This is a genomic window from Pseudomonas pergaminensis (assembly GCF_024112395.2).
In the GTDB taxonomy this organism is placed as follows: Bacteria; Pseudomonadota; Gammaproteobacteria; order Pseudomonadales; family Pseudomonadaceae; genus Aquipseudomonas; species Aquipseudomonas pergaminensis.
The window spans coordinates 4645655-4667416 of the sequence record NZ_CP078013.2; the positions used below are offsets into that span (position 1 = coordinate 4645655).

At 61.7% G+C, this 21762-nt stretch carries 18 protein-coding genes; 6 read left to right on the forward strand and 12 right to left on the reverse strand.

Annotated features, from left to right (window positions below; translation table 11 throughout):
• Positions 1-92: 92 nt before the first annotated feature.
• Entirely contained in the window at positions 93-1223 is a 1131-nt protein-coding gene (gene lldD, locus KUA23_RS21030) for an FMN-dependent L-lactate dehydrogenase LldD (protein WP_099492300.1), read from the forward strand.
• Here lldD and KUA23_RS21035 read toward each other — a convergent pair.
• From KUA23_RS21035 to KUA23_RS21045, 3 genes are read right to left on the reverse strand one after another with little or no spacing between them, the layout of a single operon-like run.
• The gene (locus KUA23_RS21035; protein WP_252992793.1) at positions 1220-2452 is read right to left on the reverse strand and encodes a CaiB/BaiF CoA transferase family protein; all 1233 of its coding nucleotides are present in this window, start codon (positions 2450-2452) and stop codon (positions 1220-1222) included. The genes lldD and KUA23_RS21035 overlap by 4 nt on opposite strands.
• 26 nt (positions 2453-2478) lie before the next feature.
• On the reverse strand, positions 2479-4008 hold the full coding sequence (locus KUA23_RS21040; protein ID WP_252992794.1) for a 3-hydroxyacyl-CoA dehydrogenase: 1530 nt from the start codon (positions 4006-4008) through the stop codon (positions 2479-2481).
• Positions 4009-4010: 2 nt separating this feature from the next.
• Positions 4011-4796: an enoyl-CoA hydratase gene (locus KUA23_RS21045; RefSeq protein ID WP_252992795.1), complete on the reverse strand. Its 786-nt coding sequence runs from the start codon at positions 4794-4796 to the stop codon at positions 4011-4013.
• A 358-nt stretch (positions 4797-5154) separates the two neighbouring features.
• Here KUA23_RS21045 and KUA23_RS21050 point away from each other — a divergent pair, with 358 nt between their 5' ends.
• The 4 genes from KUA23_RS21050 (at position 5155) to KUA23_RS21065 (ending at position 9718) form a co-directional block, all read left to right on the forward strand.
• Positions 5155-5931 carry an IclR family transcriptional regulator gene (locus tag KUA23_RS21050; protein ID WP_252994303.1) on the forward strand — a complete coding sequence of 259 codons (777 nt, stop codon included), beginning with the start codon at positions 5155-5157 and terminating at the stop codon, positions 5929-5931.
• Positions 5932-6000: 69 nt separating this feature from the next.
• Complete coding sequence (locus tag KUA23_RS21055; RefSeq protein ID WP_078049524.1) at positions 6001-7155, forward strand: acyl-CoA dehydrogenase family protein; 1155 nt, start codon at positions 6001-6003, stop codon at positions 7153-7155.
• A 54-nt stretch (positions 7156-7209) separates the two neighbouring features.
• Positions 7210-8484, forward strand: a complete 1275-nt coding sequence (locus KUA23_RS21060; protein WP_252992796.1) for an MFS transporter — start codon at positions 7210-7212, stop codon at positions 8482-8484.
• A gap of 307 nt (positions 8485-8791) precedes the next feature.
• A complete protein-coding gene (locus KUA23_RS21065; RefSeq protein WP_078049526.1) occupies positions 8792-9718 on the forward strand; it encodes a GGDEF domain-containing protein in 927 nt (308 codons plus the stop codon).
• A gap of 19 nt (positions 9719-9737) precedes the next feature.
• Here KUA23_RS21065 and KUA23_RS21070 read toward each other — a convergent pair whose 3' ends face one another.
• The 7 genes from KUA23_RS21070 to KUA23_RS21100 all read right to left on the reverse strand — a co-directional run bounded on the left by KUA23_RS21070 (position 9738) and on the right by KUA23_RS21100 (position 17524).
• Positions 9738-10505: an iron-containing redox enzyme family protein gene (locus KUA23_RS21070; RefSeq protein ID WP_428847468.1), complete on the reverse strand. Its 768-nt coding sequence runs from the start codon at positions 10503-10505 to the stop codon at positions 9738-9740.
• A 79-nt stretch (positions 10506-10584) separates the two neighbouring features.
• A complete protein-coding gene (locus KUA23_RS21075) occupies positions 10585-13047 on the reverse strand; it encodes an EAL domain-containing protein (RefSeq protein ID WP_252992798.1) in 2463 nt (820 codons plus the stop codon).
• 71 nt (positions 13048-13118) lie between these two features.
• Positions 13119-14936 (reverse strand): ABC transporter ATP-binding protein, encoded by a 1818-nt coding sequence (locus KUA23_RS21080; RefSeq protein ID WP_252992799.1) that lies wholly within the window; start codon positions 14934-14936, stop codon positions 13119-13121.
• Positions 14929-15531, reverse strand: a complete 603-nt coding sequence (locus KUA23_RS21085) for a DsbA family protein (protein ID WP_178076789.1) — start codon at positions 15529-15531, stop codon at positions 14929-14931. Before KUA23_RS21085 ends, KUA23_RS21080 begins: the two co-directional genes overlap by 8 nt.
• A 36-nt stretch (positions 15532-15567) precedes the next feature.
• Entirely contained in the window at positions 15568-16509 is a 942-nt protein-coding gene (gene trhO / locus KUA23_RS21090; protein WP_078049531.1) for an oxygen-dependent tRNA uridine(34) hydroxylase TrhO, read from the reverse strand.
• A gap of 196 nt (positions 16510-16705) precedes the next feature.
• Complete coding sequence (locus KUA23_RS21095; RefSeq protein ID WP_069077894.1) at positions 16706-16999, reverse strand: BolA family protein; 294 nt, start codon at positions 16997-16999, stop codon at positions 16706-16708.
• Positions 17000-17005: 6 nt separating this feature from the next.
• Complete coding sequence (locus tag KUA23_RS21100; RefSeq protein WP_003236690.1) at positions 17006-17524, reverse strand: DUF2059 domain-containing protein; 519 nt, start codon at positions 17522-17524, stop codon at positions 17006-17008.
• 193 nt (positions 17525-17717) lie between these two features.
• Here KUA23_RS21100 and KUA23_RS21105 point away from each other — a divergent pair, with 193 nt between their 5' ends.
• Entirely contained in the window at positions 17718-19100 is a 1383-nt protein-coding gene (locus KUA23_RS21105) for a class II fumarate hydratase (RefSeq protein WP_100490098.1), read from the forward strand.
• Here KUA23_RS21105 and KUA23_RS21110 read toward each other — a convergent pair.
• Together KUA23_RS21110 and KUA23_RS21115 are read right to left on the reverse strand one after the other, a co-directional pair.
• The gene (locus tag KUA23_RS21110) at positions 19097-20053 is read right to left on the reverse strand and encodes a DMT family transporter (protein ID WP_078049533.1); all 957 of its coding nucleotides are present in this window, start codon (positions 20051-20053) and stop codon (positions 19097-19099) included. The two genes, KUA23_RS21105 and KUA23_RS21110, sit on opposite strands and share 4 nt — an antisense overlap.
• A 487-nt stretch (positions 20054-20540) precedes the next feature.
• Complete coding sequence (locus KUA23_RS21115; RefSeq protein WP_252992800.1) at positions 20541-21725, reverse strand: thiolase family protein; 1185 nt, start codon at positions 21723-21725, stop codon at positions 20541-20543.
• Between the last annotated feature and the right edge of the window lie 37 nt (positions 21726-21762).

The following is a 21762-nucleotide window of genomic DNA, read 5'->3' on the forward strand; positions in this document are numbered from 1 at the left end:
TTTGGCGACTGGCTACCAGTGATAAAAGTTGTTTTTATCATGCCAGAGAGTTGCCTATCCTGAACCCACTTTGCCTTGTGGAGCCCCTAATAATGATCATCTCGTCCGCCTCCGACTACCGCGCAGCCGCCAAGCGCAAGCTGCCGCGCTTCCTGTTCGACTACATCGATGGCGGCGCCTACGCCGAACACACGATGCGTGCGAACAGTTCGGACCTGGCCGAGATCAGCCTGCGCCAACGCATCCTGCGCAATGTGGACAACCTGAGCCTGAAAACCACCCTGTTCGGCCAGTCACTGGACATGCCGGTGATCCTCAGCCCGGTCGGCCTCACCGGGATGTACGCGCGGCGCGGCGAAGTGCAGGCGGCCAAGGCAGCGGCGAACAAAGGCATTCCGTTCTGCCTGTCGACGGTGTCGGTCTGCCCGATTGAAGAAGTGGCGTCGCAAAGCGCGCAGGCGATCTGGTTCCAGCTGTATGTGCTCAAGGACCGTGGCTTCATGCGCAACGCGCTGGAGCGCGCGCAAGCCGCTGGGGTCACCACCTTGGTGTTTACCGTGGACATGCCCACGCCCGGCGCGCGCTATCGCGATGCTCATTCGGGTATGTCCGGGCCGTTCGCGGCACAGCGGCGCATGCTGCAAGCCGTGACCAAGCCGCAGTGGGCGTTCGACGTCGGGTTGATGGGCCGCCCCCACGACTTGGGCAATATCTCCAAGTACCTGGGCAAACCGACCCATCTGGAAGATTACATCGGCTGGCTGGCGAACAATTTCGACCCGTCGATCAGCTGGAAAGACCTGGAGTGGATCCGTGAGTTCTGGAAAGGCCCGATGATCATCAAAGGCATCCTCGACCCCCAGGACGCCAAGGACGCGGTGAGCTTCGGCGCCGACGGCATCGTGGTCTCCAACCACGGCGGCCGCCAGCTGGACGGCGTGCTGTCCACCGCCAAGGCCTTGCCGCCGATTGCCGATGCAGTGGGCGATGACCTCACGGTGCTGGTGGACTCGGGCATCCGCTCCGGACTGGACGTGGTGCGCATGCTCGCCCTGGGTGCCAAGGCGTGCCTGCTGGGACGCGCCACCGCCTATGCACTGGCCGCCGATGGCCAGCACGGCGTGGAAAACCTGCTGGACATCTTCGCCAAGGAAATGCGCGTGGCCATGACCCTGACCGGCGTCACCTCCATCGAGCAGATCGACCGCACCACCCTGGTCTAACCCTGCTGCTCGACGATCCCGCGGGCCTTGAGTTGGGCCAGTTGCTCCGGCGTCAGGCCCAACCGCCCGCCGAGGATATCGTCGGTGTGTTGCCCCAGCATCGGCGCCGGCCGCACATACTCCACGGGCGTACCAGACAGCTTGATCGGGCTGCCGACCATGGCAAAGTCCGGGTTGCGGGGGTGGGGGATTTTCACCATCAGGTTGCGGGCAATCACCTGGGGCTCTTCCAGGGATTGGGCGATGGAATTGATCGCCCCCACCGGTACTTTCGACGCATGGATGCACGCCACCCACTCATCGGCGCTGCGTCCCAGGAAGTGCGCCGAGAGCAGCGCGACGATTGCTTCGCGATGCGCCACGCGGTCGGCATTGCGGCGAAAGCGCGGGTCGTCCGGCAGGTGTGGCAGGCCAATGCTCTGGCACAAGGCAATGAACTGGCTGTCGTTGCCGCAGGCGATGATGAAGTCGCGGTCAGCGGCGCGGAACACCTGGTAAGGCACGATATTGGCGTGGGCATTGCCATAGCGCTGCGGCACCTTGCCCGAGGCCAGGTAATTCATGCTCTGGTTGGCGAGCGTGGCGACCTGCACATCCAGCAGCGCCATATCAATGTATTGACCCACACCGGTACGTTCCCGGCTGAGCAGCGCGGCCTGGATTGCCACGGTGGAATACAGGCCGGTCATCAGGTCGGAAAACGCCACGCCGACTTTTTGCGGGCCGCCGCCCGGCAGGTCATCACGCTCACCGGTGATGCTCATCAGGCCGCCGATGCCCTGGATGATGAAGTCGTAGCCGGGCTCTTCGGCACGCGGACCGGTCTGGCCGAAGCCCGTGATGGAGCAATACACCAGGCGCGGGTTGAGCTCTGCCAGGGTCGCGTAGTCCAGACCGTAGCGGGCCAGGGAGCCCGCTTTGTAGTTTTCGATCAGTACATCCGAGCTGGCCGCCAGTGCGCGCACCAGCTCCTGGCCTTCGGGGCTGGCCATGTCGATGGCCACGGATAACTTGCCACGGTTGGTCGACTGGTAATACGAAGCTTCGCCGGATGACTCGCCGTTGTCAGTCTTCATCCAGGGTGGGCCCCAGCCACGCGTGTCGTCGCCGCTTTGGGGGCGTTCGATCTTGATCACTTCCGCACCGAGGTCGGCCAACACTTGCCCACACCAGGGACCGGCCAACACACGGCTTAAATCCAGCACCCGCAAACCTGTCAATGCACCCATTGTTCTTATCCTGTGAGGTTGGGAAATCAGCCGAGTGTCGGCTCTTCATGGCGCAGGGAAATCCCCAGCATCGCCCGCCGCCGCAACCAAGGGCTGGGGCGGTAACGCGGGTCGTGGGTGAGTTCGCTCATGCGCTGCAAAATCGTCAGCAGCCGCCGTGGCCCAAGGGCATCGCCCCACGCCAGCGGACCATTGGGGTAGCCCAGGCCGAGCTGCACCGCCTGGTCGATATCCTCGACGCTGGCAATGCGTTGCTGGGCGATGTCACACGCCAGGTTGACCACCATCGCCAAGGTGCGCTGCGCCACGAAGCCAACGCTGTCACCGATCACCGTGACGCCCACGCCATCCGCCGCCAGCAAGGCGTGTGCCGCGTCGCGCATGGCCGTGGATGTCAGCGGGTTTTGCATCAGTGTGCGATGGCGTGACAGGTCCGTCAGCAGGTCGACGCACAGGGTCCGTGCAGGGTCGGTATCGAAACGCACGCAGGCGCTGGTGGCATCGAGGCCATACGGGGCCAGCAGGCACAACGCGTCGGGCGAGGGTTGCGCGGCGTGCTCCACGTGGGCGCCCAAGTTGATCACCAGGGCACTCAAGCGCTCGTAGTCTTCACTGTTCTCGGTGGCGATCCATACCGGTGGCTGCTGTTGCACACGGGGCACCGGCTGGGGTTGCGGGCCGTTGATGAGCTGGCCGTTCTCATAGTGATAGAAGCCATGGCCGGTCTTGCGCCCGAGGCGGCCGCCCACCAGCATCTGCCGGGTCAGGGGCGACGGTCTGTAGCGTGGCTCCTGATAGAACTGGTTGTAGATCGACTCCATCACCGGGTGCGACACGTCCAGGCCGGTGAGATCCAGAAGCTGCAGCGGCCCCATGCGGAACCCGGCGCCGTCGCGCAGGATGCGGTCGATATCGCCGCGCTCGGCGATGCCTTCATCCAACATTTTCAGGGCCTCGGTGCCATAGGCACGGCCGGCGTGGTTGACGATGAACCCCGGGGTGTCCTTGGCGCGCACACCGCGATGGCCGATCCGCGCCACCAGCGCCAGCAGCGCGTCACCGACCGCCGGCGCGGTGGCCAGGCCGTCGATCACCTCCACCACACGCATCAGCGGCACCGGGTTGAAGAAATGCAGCCCGGCCACGCGCTCAGGGCGCTGGCAACCGGTGGCGATGGCCGTGACCGAGAGTGACGAGGTGTTGGTCGCCAGGATGCAGTTCGGGCTCACGATACCTTCAAGCTGTTGCAGCAGCCCGCGCTTGGCGTCGAGGTTTTCGACGATGGCTTCCACCACCAGGTCGCAGCCCTCCAGCTCGTCGATGAGGCCGACCACCTGCAAGTTGGCCAACGCCGCGTCCATCGCCGCCTGGCTGATCTTGCCCTTGCTTACCAACGTCGCAAACGTGCTGTCGAGGTGGTCCCGCGCCGCTTGCGCAGCGCCGTCACGGGCATCGAACAGGCGCACCGCCACACCGGCTTGAGCGGCGATTTGCGCAATGCCTGCGCCCATGACACCGGTGCCCACCAGCCCCATCGTATTCAGGGTGTCGGTCATGCTTATTCCCCTCGGTATTGCGGCGTGCGTTTCTCGAAGAACGCCGCGGCGCCCTCCTTCTGGTCCTTGGAATCGAACAGCAATTGGAACGCCTTGCGTTCCAGCACCAAGGCGCTTTCCAGCGGTAGGTCGGCACCGGCCAGCATCACTTCCTTGATCTGCTGCACCGCCAGTGGCGGCAGCGCGGCGATCTGCGCGGCCAGTTCCAGTGCGCGCGGCAGTGTCTGGTCGTCGCTGACCATTTCGCTGAGCATGCCCATCGCCAGGGCTTCCTTCGCACTGACCATGCAGCCGGTGAGCGCAATGCGCATCGCCTGGAACTTACCCACCGCACGCACCAGGCGCTGGGTGCCGCCCGCGCCCGGCATCAAGCCCAGCTTGACCTCGGGCTGGGCAAAGCGCGCCGATTCGCCAGCCACGATCAGGTCACAATGCATCGCCAGCTCGCAGCCACCGCCCAGGGCAAAACCGTTGACGGCAGCGATCACCGGCTTGGGGCAACGGCTGATGGCTTCCCACAGGTATTCGGTATGGCGGCGGTACATATCAATCGCGCCCGCTGCGGCGAACTCCTTGATATCCGCCCCGGCGACGAAAAACTGTTCGCCACCGGTCAGCACAATGGCGCGTACATCCTGGCGCCGGGACAGCGCACGGAAATGCTCGGCAAGGGCTTCACGCACCTGGGCATTGAGGGCGTTCTTGACCTCGGGCCGAAGGATAAGGACCACGGCCACGCCATTGTCCTGGACGTCGAGGGTCACTACGGGTGGGTTAGCGCTGGTCACATTCACTCCTGCTACAACGTTCTTGTTAGTGGAATTGTTATTAGTTTCGCTGTGCGAAATAACATTCCGTATTTATCGATAATCATAAGTATCGACCCCGCACGTGTAAACGTAAAAACCCTAAGCCTGACTAAAACGATCGATAACTTGCTGTTTTAAAGGCTTTTATCAACGTTAACTATCACAGATTAAAAAGTTGCGTAGTTTCGCTGTGCGGAATACTATTTTGTTTTGTTGATTTTATAAAAATATGAGGATTAACATGCGCCGTCGAAACGCGGACTCGGACACCCCCGGAGCCCCTGCAGGAAACGTCCCTACAGGCAACAACGCCTTCGAGCATTTGTTGATTGACCCGATGAACAACGATGAGGAGGAAGACAAGGACCGCCAGTTCGTCACCGCCCTGGCCCGTGGCCTGGAACTGCTGCGCTGTTTCACGCCGAGCGAGAGCGTGCTGGGCAACCAGGAACTGGCGCGCAAGACCGGGCTGCCAAAGCCGACGATCACCCGCATGACCCACACGCTGACGCGCCTGGGTTACCTCAAGCACCTGCCGCAGTCGGGCCGGTACCAGTTGGAGGTGGGCGTGATGGCGTTCGGTTACGCGATGCTGTCGAACCTGTCGATCCGGGCCGTGGCGCATCCGTTGATGGAGACCATGGCCAGGTACGCCCAGGCTGCCGTCGCGATGGCCACCCGGGACCGCCTCGACGCGGTGTACCTGGACGTGGTCCAGGGCGAAGCGAACATGACCATGCGCCGCCAGGTGGGTACGCGGTTGCCGTTGCACTTGAGTTCAGCAGGCCGCGCCTGCCTGGCAGCGATGCCGGAAAACGAGCGGGATTTCATTCTCGACCACATCCGCCAGCGTCATCTGGAGGACTGGCCGACGATCCGCAAGGGGCTGGAACGCGCCTTCCGGGACTACACCGATTTCGGCTACTGCATGTCGATCGGTGAGTGGCACCGCGATGTCAACGCCATCGCCGTACCGCTGCGACACGCACAACACGGCTTGCTGGCGTTCAACTGTGGCGGACCGAGTTTCCACCTCTCCCGGGAGAAACTCGAAGACGACATCGGCCCACGCCTCAAGCACATGGTGAACAATATCGAGGCCGCCACCCGCTAGCTGGACAGGTGCATGGCCTCGGCAGATCGACGATAACAGGCCCGCCGAACGGGCCGCTGAGGAATGCACATGATCCGAGACGCACAAACGCTTCATATCCTGGTGGACGCCATTGCGCAGTTCGTCGACGAAGCGCTGATCCCACGGGAAAACGAAGTCGCCGAGACCGATGAGATCCCGGCGGATATCGTCAGCCAGTTCCAGGACATGGGCCTGTTCGGCCTGACCATTCCCGAAGCCTACGGCGGCCTGGGCCTGACCATGGAAGAAGAGGTGACTATTGCCTTTGAACTGGGCCGCACCTCCCCGGCCTTCCGCTCCTACTTCGGCACCAACAATGGCATCGGCTCCATCGGCATCCTGCTCGACGGCACCGATGCGCAGAAAGAACACTACCTGCCGTTGCTGGCCAGCGGCGAGCTGCTCAGCTCGTTCTGCCTCACCGAACCGGACTCCGGCTCCGACGCCGCCTCGCTGAAAACCACGGCGGTGCGCGATGGCGATGACTACATCATTAACGGCACCAAGCGCTTCATCACCAACGCCCCACACGCCGGGATCTTTACGGTAATGGCGCGCACCAATCCTGGCATCAAGGGTTCGGGTGGGATCAGCGCTTTTATCGTCGAACGTGAAACGCCCGGCCTGTCGTTGGGCAAGCGCGACCACAAGATGGGCCAGCAAGGCGCCCACACCAGTGACGTGATTTTCGACAACGTGCGTGTGCCCGCCAGCCAGTTGATCGGTGGCGTGGAAGGCGTGGGCTTCAAGACCGCCATGAAGGTCCTCGACAAAGGCCGCTTGCACATCGCCGCCGTCAGCGTGGGCGCAGCCGAACGCATGTTGAGCGACGCGCTGAACTATGCGATCGAACGCAAGCAGTTCGGCCAACCGATTGCCGAGTTCCAACTGATCCAGGCCATGCTCGCCGACAGCAAGGCTGAAATCTACGCCGCGCGCTGCATGGTGCTCGACGCTGCCCGCCAGCGCGACGAAGGCCGGGACATCGGCACCGAAGCCTCGTGCTCGAAGATGTTCGCCACCGAGATGTGCGGCCGCGTCGCAGACCGTTGCGTGCAGATCCATGGCGGTGCCGGCTATATCAGCGAGTACGCCATCGAACGTTTCTACCGGGATGTGCGCCTGTTCCGACTGTACGAAGGCACGACGCAGATCCAGCAACTGGTGATTGCCCGCAACATGATTCGCGCGGCGCAACGCTAAGCCTCACCGCACCACCATACCCAATGCCCTAACAACTACAAGCAAGGTATCGTTATGGAAGTCGCCGCATCGGCGGGCGCGTTGTCGCCTGCACAAAGCAAACTGTGGATCATCGTTTTTATCTTCTGCTTCCTTGGCCTGTTGATCGATGGCGCAGACCTGATGCTGCTGTCCTACAGCCTCAGCAGCCTCAAGGTCGAATTCGGCCTGACCAGCGTCGAGGCCGGCAGCCTCGGCAGTTTCACCCTGGCCGGCATGGCCATCGGCGGCATCTACGGTGGCTGGGCCTGCGACCGCTTTGGCCGGGTGAAGACCGTGGTGTGGAGCATCGTGCTGTTCTCCGTGGGCACGGCGATCCTGGGCATGACCCACAGCTATTGGCAGTTCGCGAGTACGCGGTTTTTCGCCTCCCTCGGCCTGGGCGCGCTGTATGTGGCGTGCAATACGCTGATGGCGGAATACGTGCCGACCCGCTACCGCACCACCGTGCTCGGCACCCTGCAGGCGGGTTGGTCGGTGGGTTACATCGTCGCCACCCTGCTGGCCGGCTGGATCCTTCCCGAGCACGGCTGGCGCTGGCTTTTCTACGTGGCAATCATCCCGGTGATCCTCGCCGTGCTGATGCAACGCCTGGTCCCCGAGCCCCAGGCCTGGCTGACCGCACGGGCCGAGCGAGCACGGGAGAAAGCCACTGGTAGCCAGCAGGCCCTGAAGAAAAAGCCCGACGGCATGTTCAAATTGATCTTCAGCGACCCGAAGGCCAGCCGCATGTTTCTGCTCTGGGCCCTTACCGCAGGCTTCCTGCAGTTCGGCTACTACGGCGTGAACAATTGGATGCCGTCCTACCTGGAAGGCGAGTTGGGGATGAACTTCAAGTCAATGACCAGCTACATGGTCGGCACCTATGCGGCGATGATCTTTGGCAAGATCCTCGCGGGGCTGGCGGCGGATCGCCTGGGACGTCGCGCCGTGTTTGCATTTGGCGCCCTGGGCACGGCAGTCTTCCTTCCAGTAATCGTATTGTTCCAAAGCCCCGAAAACATCTTGTGGATGCTGGTGGTGTTCGGCTTCCTGTACGGGATTCCCTATGGCGTCAATGCCACGTACATGACCGAAAGCTTCGAAGCGAAGTTTCGCGGCTCTGCAGTGGGCGGCGCCTATAACATCGGGCGCATTGGTGCGGCAGTGGCACCGGCGGCCATCGGTTTCCTGGCGTCCCATGGCTCGATCGGCATGGGCTTCCTGGTGATGGGCGGCGCGTATTTTATCTGCGGTGTGATCCCCGCGTTGTTTATTCGCGATAAGCAGTTTGATCCGCAAAAACAGTAAGCCCTGCCTTCAGTTGCCAAATAACTGGCGTCATCATTCGGCGACTGTTTTTAGCGATAAAAACAGTCGCTTGATTTATAAGCCATTTAATTAGATTGAACCTATTTGGCATGAATCTCGCTCTAACCTCACCCAAGCAGGTTAAGCGATGACAAGACGTGCGGCAGTACCCAGGGGTTATAACCCTTGGCAAAGCGGTCTAAACTGTTACCTATGTTTTACGGAACTGAAGGAACAGTAAGACGCTTGGCACTCGCCACTCTCATCGAGCCTGTAAGACAGCTATGTGCTTTGAGGCCGATCGCTTATGAAAACACCTACCCAGACCAACGCAATTGACTTTGACACCGCCAAATTGCAACGCCTGGGATTTGGTCAACCATCCCTCCTTCCACGCCGCCCCACGACCCTTGCGCAACTTCGCCAGCAGCTGAGCCAGCAATTGCAGACCAGCCTGGAACCGGAGCGCATCCTCGGCGTGTTCTTCCGCGAGATCCAACGCCTGGTACCGCTGGACGCCCTGCAGTACCGCCATCAAGCCAGCGACTTGCGCCTGGAGTTCGGCCATCGCGGCCACCATTCGGTGAGCTACTGCCTGAGCCATGAGGGCGAGCACCTCGGCGAGCTGATCTTTCGGCGCAACCAGCGTCTGGTGGAAGAAGAACTCGGCCAGCTCGAATCCCTGCTGTCCACCCTGCTCTACCCGATGCGCAACGCCTTGCTTTATCGCGCCGCCACCCGCAGCGCGCTGCGCGACCCGCTGACCGAGACCGGCAACCGCATCGCCATGGACCAGACCCTGCAACGGGAAATCGACATGGCGCGTCGGCACCTGAACCCGCTGTCGTTGCTGATGCTGGACATCGACCACTTCAAGACCATCAACGACACCCACGGTCATGCCGCTGGCGATAACGTACTGCGCGCCGTCGCCGGGGCGATCAAGGGCCAGTTGCGGAACGTGGACATGGTGTTTCGGTTTGGCGGGGAAGAGTTTCTGATCCTGCTGTCCAACACCGGCCGTGACGCGGCGGCGATGGTCGGTGAACGCCTGCGCCAGGCGGCACAGAACCAGGAATACTGGGCGGACGGGACACGGATCGAATTGACGGTCAGCCTGGGTTGCTCGACCCTACTGGCCGCCGAGTCTGGCGAAAGCCTGCTGCGCCGGGCCGACAGTGCGTTGTACGTGGCCAAGCGCGAAGGCCGCAACCGCCTGGCAATGGCGGGGTAACCCCCGCCATTGAATGACGTCAGGCTTCGCTGGCGACCCGCGCCTGGCGTTCACGCAGAACGGCTGGGGATTTTTCTTTCTCCAGGCGCATGCAGCTTTCCAGGAACAGGTACATGTAGTCGTAGCTCTTGCACACGGCCTGGCGCAGCTCTACCTGCAATTCCTTGCTTGGGTTCATCCCGGCCAGGGTGCAGATGATCTCCAGTGCTTCCCACGGATGGGCGTCGTCGTACTGCGCGTGCATCTTCAGCCATTTCATTGCACGCTTGCGCTCTTCCTCGGGGAAGGCGGCCGCGTAGACACCGGTGGAGCACACCACCGCAGACCACTCCCCCGTCGCCCCCTCGATCGCGTAGTTGGTCGCGGCAATGGCCACGATCAGCGAATCGGCGGAGCTGGTGTGCCAGCACCAGTGGCTCAGCGCATGCAACTCCGGCGGCACGTTCTGAGCCTGCAACTCCTCCAGGCTCACACCGTGGGCACGGGCCCAATGCACCCAATAGTCGGCGTGGTTGAGTTCCACGCGAATATTGCGCATCAGCCAGCGGCGCGCCATGTCCTCCCCAGGATGGCGGGCGAATTTGGTCTTGGTGAGGTTCTGTGCCATGTACAAGGCAAACTGTTCCACCACTGGCCAGCCACCGATCAGGTAGTGACGCATGGTCTTGGCGCTGAGCGCGTTATCGCGCATGCGCTGGTACAGTTCGTGTTCGACAACGCGGCGCTTGCTCTCGCTACAGTCCAGGATCAGTTTTTGAGCCCAGGCGGGGTAACTCGAGGCTTCCATAAGCGGGCCGGTTCTGATGAATGTGTCGATCACTGTTAAGGCTCCTTTTTAAGTGTGATTGTACAGACCAGCAAATGTTTCAGCGGAATGTGCCGGGCGCCTTGAATAACAGAGGCTGCGGCCGCACAGGTCGACACTGCAAGCTATCAAAGGTAAACAATTGCGGTCGTTCAATCAGGTAGCCCTGAGCGTAATCCACACCAATCTCGAGTAACGCCTGTTCGATTTGCGGTGTCTCAACAAACTCTGCAATTGTGCGCTTACCCATGACATGGCCGATGTGGTTGATCACTTCGACCATCGCGCGGTTAATCGGGTCGTCCAGCATATCCTTTACGAAACTTCCATCGATCTTCAGGAAGTCTACAGGTAAATGTTTGAGATAGGCGAATGAGGACATTCCGGCACAGAAGTCATCCAGGGAGAAATGACACCCTAAGGCTTTGAGTTCATTAATAAAGCGGATCGCACTGCCCAAGTTTGCAATCGCACTGGTTTCAGTAATTTCAAAACAAATCATTCCCGGCGGAATATTGTATGTATGAAACTTCTCACGCAAAAACCCAAGGAAGTCATCATCGCCAATGGTGATGCCTGACAGATTGATCGCACACATAGCCATGGGGCGCTCCGGACGCTCCAGTATGCAACGGGCGATGATCCTGAACACGTTCTCCACCACCCAACGGTCCAGGGATGTCATCAACCCGTAACGCTCGGCGGCCGGGATGAAGCTGTCGGGCAGGATCATCCGCCCGGCCTCGTCATGCAGGCGCAGCAGAATCTCGATATGCCCATCGCCGCCGTCGGTGTGGCCCAGCGGTGAGATCTCCTGGGCGTACAGGCAGAACCGGTTCTCTTCCAGCGCCATGTGCAAGCGCTGCACCCAGGCCATTTCGCCAAAGCGCAGCGACAGTTCAGAATCGTCGGCGTGGTACACCTGCACACGGTTGCGGCCTTTTTCCTTGGCCATGTAGCACGCCATGTCGGCGGCGCGCAGTGAGGTTTCCAGGGTGGTCGGGGTGTTCCCGAGGTGCACCAGGCCGATGCTGACGGTGGTCATGAATGGCCGGCCCTTCCAGACGAAGTGCAGGCTTTGCACAGTATGGCGCAGGCTCTCGGCGATTTTTTCCGCCACCGCCGGCGGGCAGTTCTCCAGCAGGATCCCGAACTCATCGCCGCCCAGGCGCGCCAGGGTGTCGCCCTCGCGCAGGTCCGACTGCAGCAGCGCGCAGATATGCCGCAGCAACTCGTCACCCGCCGCATGGCCACAGGTGTCGTTGACCAGCTTGAACTGGTCCAGGTCGAGGAACATCAAGGCATGGCGCCCGCCGTTTTGCTGAGTGGAAGGATGCAGCACCTGCTCCAGGCGGAACTCGAACTCGCGGCGGTTGGCCAGGCCGGTCAGGGCGTCGTGGGTCGCCTGCCAGGACAGGTTGGCGATGTATTGACGCTCCTGGGTCATGTCATGCAACACCAGCACCGCCCCCGTGATTTTGCCGGCACTGCGGATCGGCGCGCCCACCAGGGTCACCGACACCGTGCTGCCATCCAGGCGCTGGATGGTTTTGGAGTGTTCGCTGCCCCCGCTGAGCTGGCCCTTGACGATATGCTCGATCAAGGTAAAGCCGTCAGGCTGGGCATTGTCATCCAGCAACTTGAACAGCGCCGCCAGCGGCAGCCCCTGGGCCTGGGCCGAATTCCAGTGGGTCAGCGCCTCGGCTGCCGGGTTCATATAGGTGATGGCGCCGTCGACGTCGGTGGTGATCACCCCGTCGCCAATTGACTCCAGGGTGATCTGCGCCCGCTCCTTCTCTTGCTGCAGTGCGTCGGCAAACGCGTGGCGCTGGGTCAGCAGCTTATGGGTACGCAACAACGCCAGCACGATCAGGCCCAGGGCCGTCGCCAGGTTAGTGATCAACAGCAGCCGCAGGATCATCCGCGAGCCTTCGCCCAAGGCATCGCTGAAGGCCTTGGCCGCTGGCGTCACACCTTCGTTGATGGCGATGATGTGCGCCTTCCATTGCCGCACATCGTTGGCACTGACCTGGTCACGGGTGATTGCACCGTGCATCTCCCGCGCCAGGTCATCGAGTTGCACCAGGTAGCCATCGCCCACGGTCCATAGCTCGATGGCTTTTTCCAGATAGCTGAAATGGCGAAAGTTGAGGTACAACCAGATCAGGCTGGAGACGTCATCCGGGTGGTTGCCGCCCTTGAGAATCCCCAGGCGTGCAGCGCTCAGGTCGGGGGTGGAGCGGTCCAGGGCGATGCGCAGCTCATGCCCGCCCTGGGGCACGGCGATGGCCTGCTGGTATTTGAGGTAAGTGGCTTCGTCGCGGTTGTCGGCGTAGAGGGTCAGATAGTAGATGGCGTCCTTCTGGCCCTTGGACCACAGGCTTTCGCCAGCCACGTAACCACGCACCGCCGAGAGCACATAAAGACTGACGCAGCCTAACAATGCCTGGAACAGTACGACGGCGATAAAGGGCCAGACAATGCCCAACAGCCTTGGCGTTCCGAGAGTCCGCTTTTGCTTCATGAAGTCCCTTGCACATGCACTGCTGGATACGCACGCGAAAATCCGCTTCCGATAGCTCAGCCTAGGCTAAATCAACGCACTTGTTGTAAGTGTCCGTAGAGTTTGGCGTACAGCCCACCGTCAGCAATCAGTTGCTGATGGTCACCGTCCTCTGCAATGTGACCGCCGTCGAACACTAATACTCGATCGGCCTGCTTAACCGCCGACAGGCGGTGGGCAATAATCAGTGTAGTACGCCCACTGAGGAATCGCGCCAGCGCCTGGTGCAGGTTGTACTCGGTGGCGGCGTCCAGGGCGGAGGTGGCTTCGTCGAGTATCACCACCTTCGGTTCGGCCAACACCATGCGCGCAATCGCCAGGCGCTGACGCTGCCCGCCGGAAAACCGCACGCCCGAACGCCCGACCACACTGTCCAGGCCCATGGGCAAAGCCCTGACAGTAGCATCCAGCTGGGCGATTTCCAGTGCCTGCCAGCAGGCCTGGTCACCGCGCTCACGGCCCATGGTCAGGTTGGCACGCACGGTGTCGTTGAACAGCGCAGGGTGCTGCAGCACCACGGCGACGTGCTCGCGAATTGTCTCGAGGCCGATTTCCTGCTGGGTTGCACCGCCAAAACGGATCGTGCCGGCCTGGGGCGTGTAGAGCCCGAGCAACAGTTGCACCAGGGTGCTTTTGCCCCCGCCGCTGGCGCCGACAATCGCCACCTTTTCACCGGGCGCAATGGCCAGGTTCAACTGGTCGAGCACCAGCTCTTCGCCATAGCCGAAATTGAGGCCGCGCACTTCGATGCCGACGGTCTCACGCCCGGTGAAGGGGTCTTGGCCACCGGCGTATTGCGGCTCATCGGCGCGCGCCAGCAGCTCATTAATCCGCGTCAGCGCCCCGCCCGCTGCGTAGTAGGCATATTGCAGGTTGAGCAATTGCTCCACCGGACCAATCATGAACCACAGGTAGCTGAACACGGCGAGCATCTGGCCGATGGACAGGTCGGAAAACAACACCGTCAGCATCGCCGCCGCGCGGAAGATGTCGATGCCGAACTGGAACAGCAGCCCGCTGGCACGGCTGGAGGCGTCGGTTTTCCACTGCGAGTGGATCGCGTAGTCGCGCACCTCCTGGGCACGCTGGCCCAGGCGCCCGAGGAAAAAGCCCTGGCGGTTGCCGGCGCGCACTTCCTGGATCGCGTCCAGGGTTTCGGTCAGCGCCTGGGTAAAACGCGAGGTGCTGTCGTTTTCCAGTTTTTTCAAGTGTTTGACGCGCTTGCCCAACTGCACCGTGGCGTAGATCACCAGTGGGTTGAACAGCAGGATCAGCAACGCCAGTTGCCAATGCATCCAGACCAGAATGGCCGAGGTGCCCACCAGGGTGAGCATGGCCACGAGGAAGCGGCTGAGGGTTTCGCCGACGAATTTATCCAGGGTATCCAGGTCGGTGACGAGGTGCGTGGTGACAGTGCCACTGCCCAGGCTTTCATATTCGCCCAGGGATATACGCTTGAGCCGTTCGATCAGCCGCACGCGGATGCGATACACGATGTCCTTGGCCAGCCGCGCAAACAGCCGTGCCTGCACCACGTTGAACACCAGGGCGCCGCAGCGCAGGCACAAGGTCACCAGCAGCATCAAGCCGATATAGCCGGCTGCCTTCTGCCAGCCCAGGGGCAGCGCGTGGTTCATCACCTTGAGGGCGGCATCGCCATGGCCCAGCAGTACTTCGTCCACCAGCAACGGCAAGAGCAGCGGGATGGGCACGCTGCACAGGGTCGCCAGTACCGCAACGCCATTGGCGATCCACAGGGATTTCTTGTGGCGCAGGGCCAGGCGGCGAATTTCCGCCCAGGTCAGGCGGTCGATGCGTTTACCGGGTTCTTTGTCGGGCTGATCATGCACAGGTTGCTCGCTCCAGCCATCGACCCAACAACGGCGACAGCTCGGACAGCGGCTGATACCCATTGGTCAACAAGGCCAATTGGCCATTACGCTCGGCCAGCAACGTCGGGAAACCGGCGATGCCCAAGTCTTGTACCCAGGTGAAATCGGCAGCGGTGGCCGCGTGTTGCTCGGCGCGGTCGAAGGCGCCGGCAAACTCGATACGCGGGATGCCCGCCTGCTCGGCCAGCTCCACCAGCACGCTGGCGAGGGTCACGTCGCGGCCCTCGACATAAAACGCGCGCTGGATCAGCCCCAGCAGCTTCCAGGCACAATCCGGCGCCAGGCTGCGGGCAGTGACGATGGCACGGCACGCAGGCTCAGTGTCGTAGACAAACCCCTCGGGCAACGCACCTTCACGCTTGAACGGCTGGCCTGTGGCGTCGGTGACCGCCTGCCAGTGCTCCAGGATATAGCGCCGGGTCGTCGGCTCCAGCGCCGCGCCGCTGCCGGTGCGCAAGCCACCCACCACCAGGTGCAACTCCACGCCGGCCGCCTGGGCCTGCTCCACCAACGCTTCGGCCACCGGGGCAAAGCCCCAGCACCAGGAACACATCGGGTCCATTACATAGAGCAGGCGCGCAGACATGGCTCAGGCCTCGGAAGGAGTTTGCTTATAGTTGAAGCCAATCGGGTGCGGCATGTTGCGGGCCTTGGCCAGCTCGATCTGCTTCTGGCGGTCAATCGCGCTGCGACGGGTCTTCTCCGGCAGCTTATCCCAGCAATGCGGGCAACTGATGCCAGCCACGTAGTGCTCGGAGGCGCGGTCTTCGACGCTCACCGGTGTGCGGCAGGCATGACATTGATCGTAGTCGCCTTCGCTCAGGTCGTGGCGCACGGTCACGCGATTATCGAAAACAAAGCAGTCGCCCTGCCACTTGGTGTCTTCCTGGGGCACCTCTTCGAGGTACTTCAGGATGCCGCCCTTGAGGTGGTAGACCTCGTCGAAACCTTCGCTGAGCATGTAGCTCGAGGCTTTCTCGCAACGAATGCCGCCGGTGCAGAACATGGCGACTTTCTTGTGCTTGGCCGGGTCGAAGTTGGCTTTGATGTAGTCGGGAAATTCGCGAAAACTGGTGGTTTTCGGGTCGATCGCGCCTTCAAAGGTGCCGATGGACACTTCGTAGTCGTTACGGGTGTCGATCAACAGCACTTCCGGGTCGCTGATCAGCGCGTTCCAGTCCTGCGGGTCGACATAGGTGCCAACCTTTTTGTTCGGGTCGACGCCTTCGACACCCAGGGTCACGATCTCTTTCTTGAGCTTGACCTTGGTGCGGTAGAACGGCTGGTCGTCGCAGTAGGATTCTTTGTGGTCGATGTCGACCATGCGTGGGTCGTTCTTCAGCCAGGCCATCAGGCCATCAATGCCTTCGCGGCTGCCGGAAACGGTGCCGTTGATGCCTTCTTCGGCAATCAGCAAGGTGCCTTTGATGCCGTTGTCGACCATCGCCTGCAGCAATGGCTCACGCAGGGCGACGTAATCTTCGAGGGTGACGAACTTATACAGTGCCGCCACGACAATCGGTTGAGTCATGGGTGTTCTCTCCAGGTGGCTACCCTCGTAAGGGGTGAACCGGATTTGGGCAGTTGCGAGTTTTAAGCTGCAAGCTGCAAGTAAAAGCGAAAGCAAAAAAAACGCGCCGACTAGGCGGCGCGTGGGATTCTAACAAAAACGCAGAGGCAAGCGCGCTTCAATCTTGCAGCTTGAAACTTGAAGCTTGCAGCTGCTGTCAGTGCCCTCCGGCGCAGGTCGGCGAAGCCGGGGCTGCGTCGATTTTCGCCCATTCCTCAGGCGTGTAGGTATGCAGCGCCAGCGCATGAAACTCGCTCATCAGGTCACCCAGGGTGGCGTAGACCTTCTGGTGGCGCTTAACGCGGTTGAGCCCCTCGAACTGCGGGCTGACCAGCACGGCCTTGAAGTGGGTCTGCAACCCACGGCTGTGCATATGGCTTTCATCCAGCACGCTCAAGTGGTCGGTGCCCAAGGCGGCAAGCGCCGTTTCGATACGCTGTTGCATGGTCATTCCTGCTTACTTCTTCTTGGCCGGTGCGGCGGCTTTTGGCGTCAGCTCGTTGGTCATGTCTTCCAAGAGCTTGTTCACTACCGGTACGGCGCTTTCCAGCTTGGCCTGGGTCATCTGGGCCGATTGCTGGGTCAGCTGCGGCATTTTTTCCAGGACTTTCTTGCCCAGTGGCGACTGGTAGAAGGCAACCAGGTCCTTGAGCTCGGATTCGCTGAAGTTGGTGGTGTAGAGCTTTACCATGTCAGGCTTCAGCTTTGGCCAGCCAATGGCCTGGTCCAGGGCGGCGTTGGCCTTGGCCTGGTAGCTGTCCAGTACGGACTGCTTGGCGGCAGGCGCCTTGGTCTGCTCGAAACGCTGGGCGAACATTTGCTGCACTTGCATGTACACCGGGGTACCCAGCTTGTCGGCATGAGCCAGGGTAAGGAAGGCTTCGGCACTGGCGTTATGGCTGGCGGTATCGGCAAAGACTTGGCCGCTGGCGCAAACCAGAGCAACCGCGGTACAGATGGCACGAAGACGAGTCATCGAGTTTCCTTTTCTAGCAGGCGAGGTAAGACCCCAAGGGCGCCCATTCTGCGCCTAAAAAACGCCATGGCTCAACCCCACCCCTTGTCGCGCCTGGATTTGCGGCGCTCAATCCGATGAAAAGTCTTTTAGGGGAACCCCCAGGGCCCATCACAGCCTAAACTGCGCAAACGAACCTGAAGGAGTGTGCCCGATGAGCCGTATCGAAACCGACAGCCTGGGAGAAGTCCACGTCCCGGATGACGCTTACTGGGGCGCCCAGACCCAACGTTCGCTGGTGAACTTCGCCATTGGCGAACAGCGCATGCCCCTGGCGGTATTGCACGCCCTGGCCTTGGTCAAGAAGGCGGCGGCACGGGTCAACGACCGTAATGGCGACCTGCCCGCCGATATCGCCCGCCTGATCGAACAGGCCGCCGACGAAGTACTGGCGGGCCAGCACGACGACCAGTTCCCCCTGGTGGTCTGGCAGACCGGCAGCGGCACCCAGAGCAACATGAACGCCAACGAGGTGATCGCCGGGCGCGCCAATGAACTGGCGGGCAACAAGCGCGGCGGCAAGAGCCCGGTGCACCCCAACGACCACGTCAACCGTTCCCAGAGTTCCAACGACTGCTTCCCTACGGCCATGAGCATCGCCGCCGTACAAGCGGTGCATCAACAACTGCTCCCTGCGATCGCGACCCTGTCCGGCGGGCTCGCCGAGCAGGCTGCCAAGCATATGAAGCTGGTGAAAACCGGGCGCACCCACATGATGGACGCCACGCCGATCACCTTTGGCCAGGAACTCTCGGCCTTTATCGCCCAACTTGATTACGCTGAACGCGCCGTTCGCGCGGCCCTTCCCGCCGTGTGCGAACTGGCCCAGGGCGGCACCGCCGTCGGCACCGGGCTCAATGCGCCCCACGGTTTTGGCGAGGCGATTGCCTCCGAGCTGGCCGCACTGTCGGGCTTGCCGTTCGTCACTGCGCCGAACAAATTCGCCGCCCTCTCGGGCCACGAGCCGCTGGTGACCCTGCACGGCGCACTGAAGACCCTGGCCGTGGCCTTGATGAAAATCGCCAACGACTTGCGCCTGCTGGGCTCGGGCCCGCGCACCGGCCTGGCCGAGGTGAAGTTGCCGGCCAACGAACCGGGCAGCTCGATCATGCCGGGCAAGGTCAACCCTACCCAATGTGAAGCGCTGTCGATGCTGGCCTGTCAGGTCCTGGGCAATGACGTGACCATCGGCATTGCCGCCAGCCAGGGGCACTTGCAGTTGAATGTGTACAAGCCAGTGATCATCCATAACCTGCTGGAGTCCATCCGCCTGCTGGCCGACGGCTGCAACAACTTCCAGGAGCACTGCGTGGCCGGTCTTGAACCGGATGCCGTGCAGATGGCCGAACACCTGGAGCGTGGGCTGATGCTGGTCACAGCGCTCAACCCGCACATCGGCTACGACAAGTCCGCAGAGATCGCCAAGAAGGCCTATGCCGAAGGGCTGACGCTACGGGAGGCCGCGCTGGACCTGGGCTACCTCACCGATGCGGAATTCGACCAGTGGGTGCGCCCCGAAGACATGCTCGGCGCCTAGGACGCCATGCGCAACCGCCGGGCCTTGAGCCCGGCGAGCAATGATGGCGCCAGTGCAACAGTCGCCGAGCCCAGCACCACCACCAACGCCCCGGTATACCCCAGGGCGTTGATCTCTTCGGCCTGCACGTATTCCGGCCACAGCCACGCCGCCAAGGCCACCGCCACGAACGTCACCAGAGGCGTCAGCGCCAAAGTCGCACTGACCCGCGAGGCTTCCCAGTGGGCGAGCGCTTCGGCAAAGGCGCCGTAGGCCACCAGCGTATTCATGCAACACGCCAGCAACAGCCAGCCTTGCAGCGGGCTCAGGTCCAATGCCTCCAAGGGATGCGCCCAGGGTGTCAGCAGCGCGGCGCAGCACAGGTAGATCACCATCATCACTTGCAGCGAATTCCACACCGTCAGCAATTGCTTCTGGCCCAGGGCGTAGAACACCCAAATGGTAGTGGCGAGCAGGATGGTCAGCACGCCGGCGGTGTAGGCACCGAGCGAGGTGAGCATTTCTTCCAGGCGCTGGTTGAAGAACAGGCCAAACCCGATGATCAATACCACCAGGCCCACGCCCTGCCCCAGGCTGAAGCGCTCCTTGAACACGAACACACTGGCGATCATCAAGAAGATCGGCCCCATCTGCACCACCAACTGCGCGGTGCCGGGGCTGAGCATTTTCAGGCCCACCAGGTACAACACATAGTTGCCCACCAAACCACACACCGCCATCCCCACCAGCCAGCCACCCTTGGGGCCGAGTACCTTGCGGCTGGGCAAGCGCCTGGTGAGCGCCAGGTAGACGAACAGGCAACCGCCGGCCACGGTCAGTCGAAACCAGGTGACGGTGATCGGGTCCATCACCTGCAGGACCTGCTTGAGTTTGATCGGCAGAATGCCCCACAGAAACGCGGTCAGCAGGGTCAGGAGAAAACCATAGACCCAGCGGCCGGAAGAGATGTGCATGAGTGCCCCGAATGCCTGAGGAAGTGGAAGCCGCATTCTAGGGGCAAGCGAACGATCCGGGATACGCCGCCGTTCAAAATGTAGAAGCTGGCTTGCCAGCTCCAGAGTGCAAAAAAACGTACCTACGATGCGAAGCGAGTCGCTCTTGATCTTGATCTCGCTTTTGATCCTAGGCGCCCCGTCAAACACGCTGGCCGGAATTCGACAGGGACTTGGGGGGTAAACCGGCAGGGATGCCGGTTTAGCCGCCCCGCGCCATGGATGGCGCGTGGCGGCGGCCCCCCAAATACCTGGCGGATTACGGGCACACCGAGCGTGAGCGAGGTGCCGAGTGTTGGGGCAAGAGCGTTTTGCTTACTTTTGCGCTTTTCAAAAGTGAGCCGCCGTAAGGGCGGAACCCATAGCAGCCGTTACCCAAATAACGGATATGTACACCGCACCACCGCCATCGCTATCAAGCCAGCGCCTACAAGGGCCGCGTTAAGCTTCAGCACACAGCTTCGAAAAGCCCGCTGGCGCCCATGCCGCCGCCCACGCACATGGTGACGATGCCGTAGCGCAGGTTACGCCGCTGCAACTCACGCACCAGGTGCCCCACCTGCCGCGAACCGGTCATGCCGAAGGGGTGGCCGATAGAAATCGAGCCCCCATTGACGTTGTACTTGGCATTGTCGATTTCCAGGCGGTTACGCGCATACAGGCACTGGGACGCAAATGCTTCGTTGAGTTCCCACAGGTCGATATCCGCCACCTGCAAGCCCTTGGCCTTGAGTAGCTTGGGCACCGAGAACACCGGGCCGATGCCCATCTCGTCCGGTTCGCAGCCGGCGACGGTGAAGCCGCGGAAAAACGCCTTGGGCTTGAGCCCCAGCGCCAGGGCTTTTTCCAGGCTCATCACCAGGTTCATCGAAGCGCCGTCGGAAAGCTGCGACGAGTTGCCCGCCGTCACCGAGCCGTCTTCGGCAAATACGGGCTTCAAGCCTTGCAGGCTGGCCAAGGTGGTGTCCGGGCGATTGCAGTCATCACGGTCGACCACACCATCGAGCACCTGCACCTCACCGGTATTCTTGTCCTCGACCTTGTACTTGACCGTCATCGGCACGATTTCATCGTTGAACAGGCCGTCGGCCTGGGCCTGGGCGGTGCGCTGCTGGCTTTGCAGGGCGTACAGGTCCTGGTCTTCGCGGCTGACGTTGTAGCGACGCGCGACGATCTCGGCGGTCTGGCCCATGGGGAAGTAGATGCCCGGCACCTGCTCCTTCAGCAGCGGGTTGATCAGGTTGTCGGTGTTCACGCTTTTCATGGTCAGGCTGATGGACTCGACGCCGCCGGCGACGATGATGTCGCTGCAGCCCGAGGCAATCTGGTTGGCAGCGATGGCAATCGCCTGCAAGCCCGAAGAGCAGAATCGGTTGAGGGTCATGCCCGCGGTCCCCGTGCCCAATTGCGAGAGCACCGCCACGTTGCGCCCAATGTTGTAGCCCTGGGCGCCTTCGTTGGAGCCGGCGCCGACGATGCAATCTTCCACCGTGGCCGGGTCGATGCCATTGCGCGCGAGCAGCGAATTGACGCAATGGGCGGCCATGGCATCCGGACGGGTCTGGTTGAACTTGCCGCGAAAGGATTTGGCCAGGCCGGTTCGCACGCTGTCGACGATCACTACTTCACGCATGGGCTACCTCGATCTTGTCATTGTTGGAGAGATGGAT

Bases quoted from the DNA above. Each gene is read 5' to 3' on its own strand.
- KUA23_RS21110 (WP_078049533.1), bottom strand. From the start codon at position 20,053: ATGCACATCTCTTCCGGCCGCTGGGTCTATGGTTTTCTCCTGACCCTG.
- KUA23_RS21050 (WP_252994303.1), top strand. From the start codon at position 5,155: ATGAACAACGATGAGGAGGAAGACAAGGACCGCCAGTTCGTCACCGCC.
- trhO (WP_078049531.1), bottom strand. From the start codon at position 16,509: ATGACTCAACCGATTGTCGTGGCGGCACTGTATAAGTTCGTCACCCTC.
- KUA23_RS21065 (WP_078049526.1), top strand. From the start codon at position 8,792: ATGAAAACACCTACCCAGACCAACGCAATTGACTTTGACACCGCCAAA.
- KUA23_RS21105 (WP_100490098.1), top strand. From the start codon at position 17,718: ATGAGCCGTATCGAAACCGACAGCCTGGGAGAAGTCCACGTCCCGGAT.
- KUA23_RS21115 (WP_252992800.1), bottom strand. From the start codon at position 21,725: ATGCGTGAAGTAGTGATCGTCGACAGCGTGCGAACCGGCCTGGCCAAA.
- KUA23_RS21075 (WP_252992798.1), bottom strand. From the start codon at position 13,047: ATGAAGCAAAAGCGGACTCTCGGAACGCCAAGGCTGTTGGGCATTGTC.
- KUA23_RS21035 (WP_252992793.1), bottom strand. From the start codon at position 2,452: ATGGGTGCATTGACAGGTTTGCGGGTGCTGGATTTAAGCCGTGTGTTG.
- KUA23_RS21085 (WP_178076789.1), bottom strand. From the start codon at position 15,531: ATGTGTTCCTGGTGCTGGGGCTTTGCCCCGGTGGCCGAAGCGTTGGTG.
- KUA23_RS21070 (WP_428847468.1), bottom strand. From the start codon at position 10,505: ATGGAAGCCTCGAGTTACCCCGCCTGGGCTCAAAAACTGATCCTGGAC.
- KUA23_RS21100 (WP_003236690.1), bottom strand. From the start codon at position 17,524: ATGACTCGTCTTCGTGCCATCTGTACCGCGGTTGCTCTGGTTTGCGCC.
- KUA23_RS21040 (WP_252992794.1), bottom strand. From the start codon at position 4,008: ATGACCGACACCCTGAATACGATGGGGCTGGTGGGCACCGGTGTCATG.
- KUA23_RS21095 (WP_069077894.1), bottom strand. From the start codon at position 16,999: ATGACCATGCAACAGCGTATCGAAACGGCGCTTGCCGCCTTGGGCACC.
- KUA23_RS21060 (WP_252992796.1), top strand. From the start codon at position 7,210: ATGGAAGTCGCCGCATCGGCGGGCGCGTTGTCGCCTGCACAAAGCAAA.
- KUA23_RS21055 (WP_078049524.1), top strand. From the start codon at position 6,001: ATGATCCGAGACGCACAAACGCTTCATATCCTGGTGGACGCCATTGCG.
- lldD (WP_099492300.1), top strand. From the start codon at position 93: ATGATCATCTCGTCCGCCTCCGACTACCGCGCAGCCGCCAAGCGCAAG.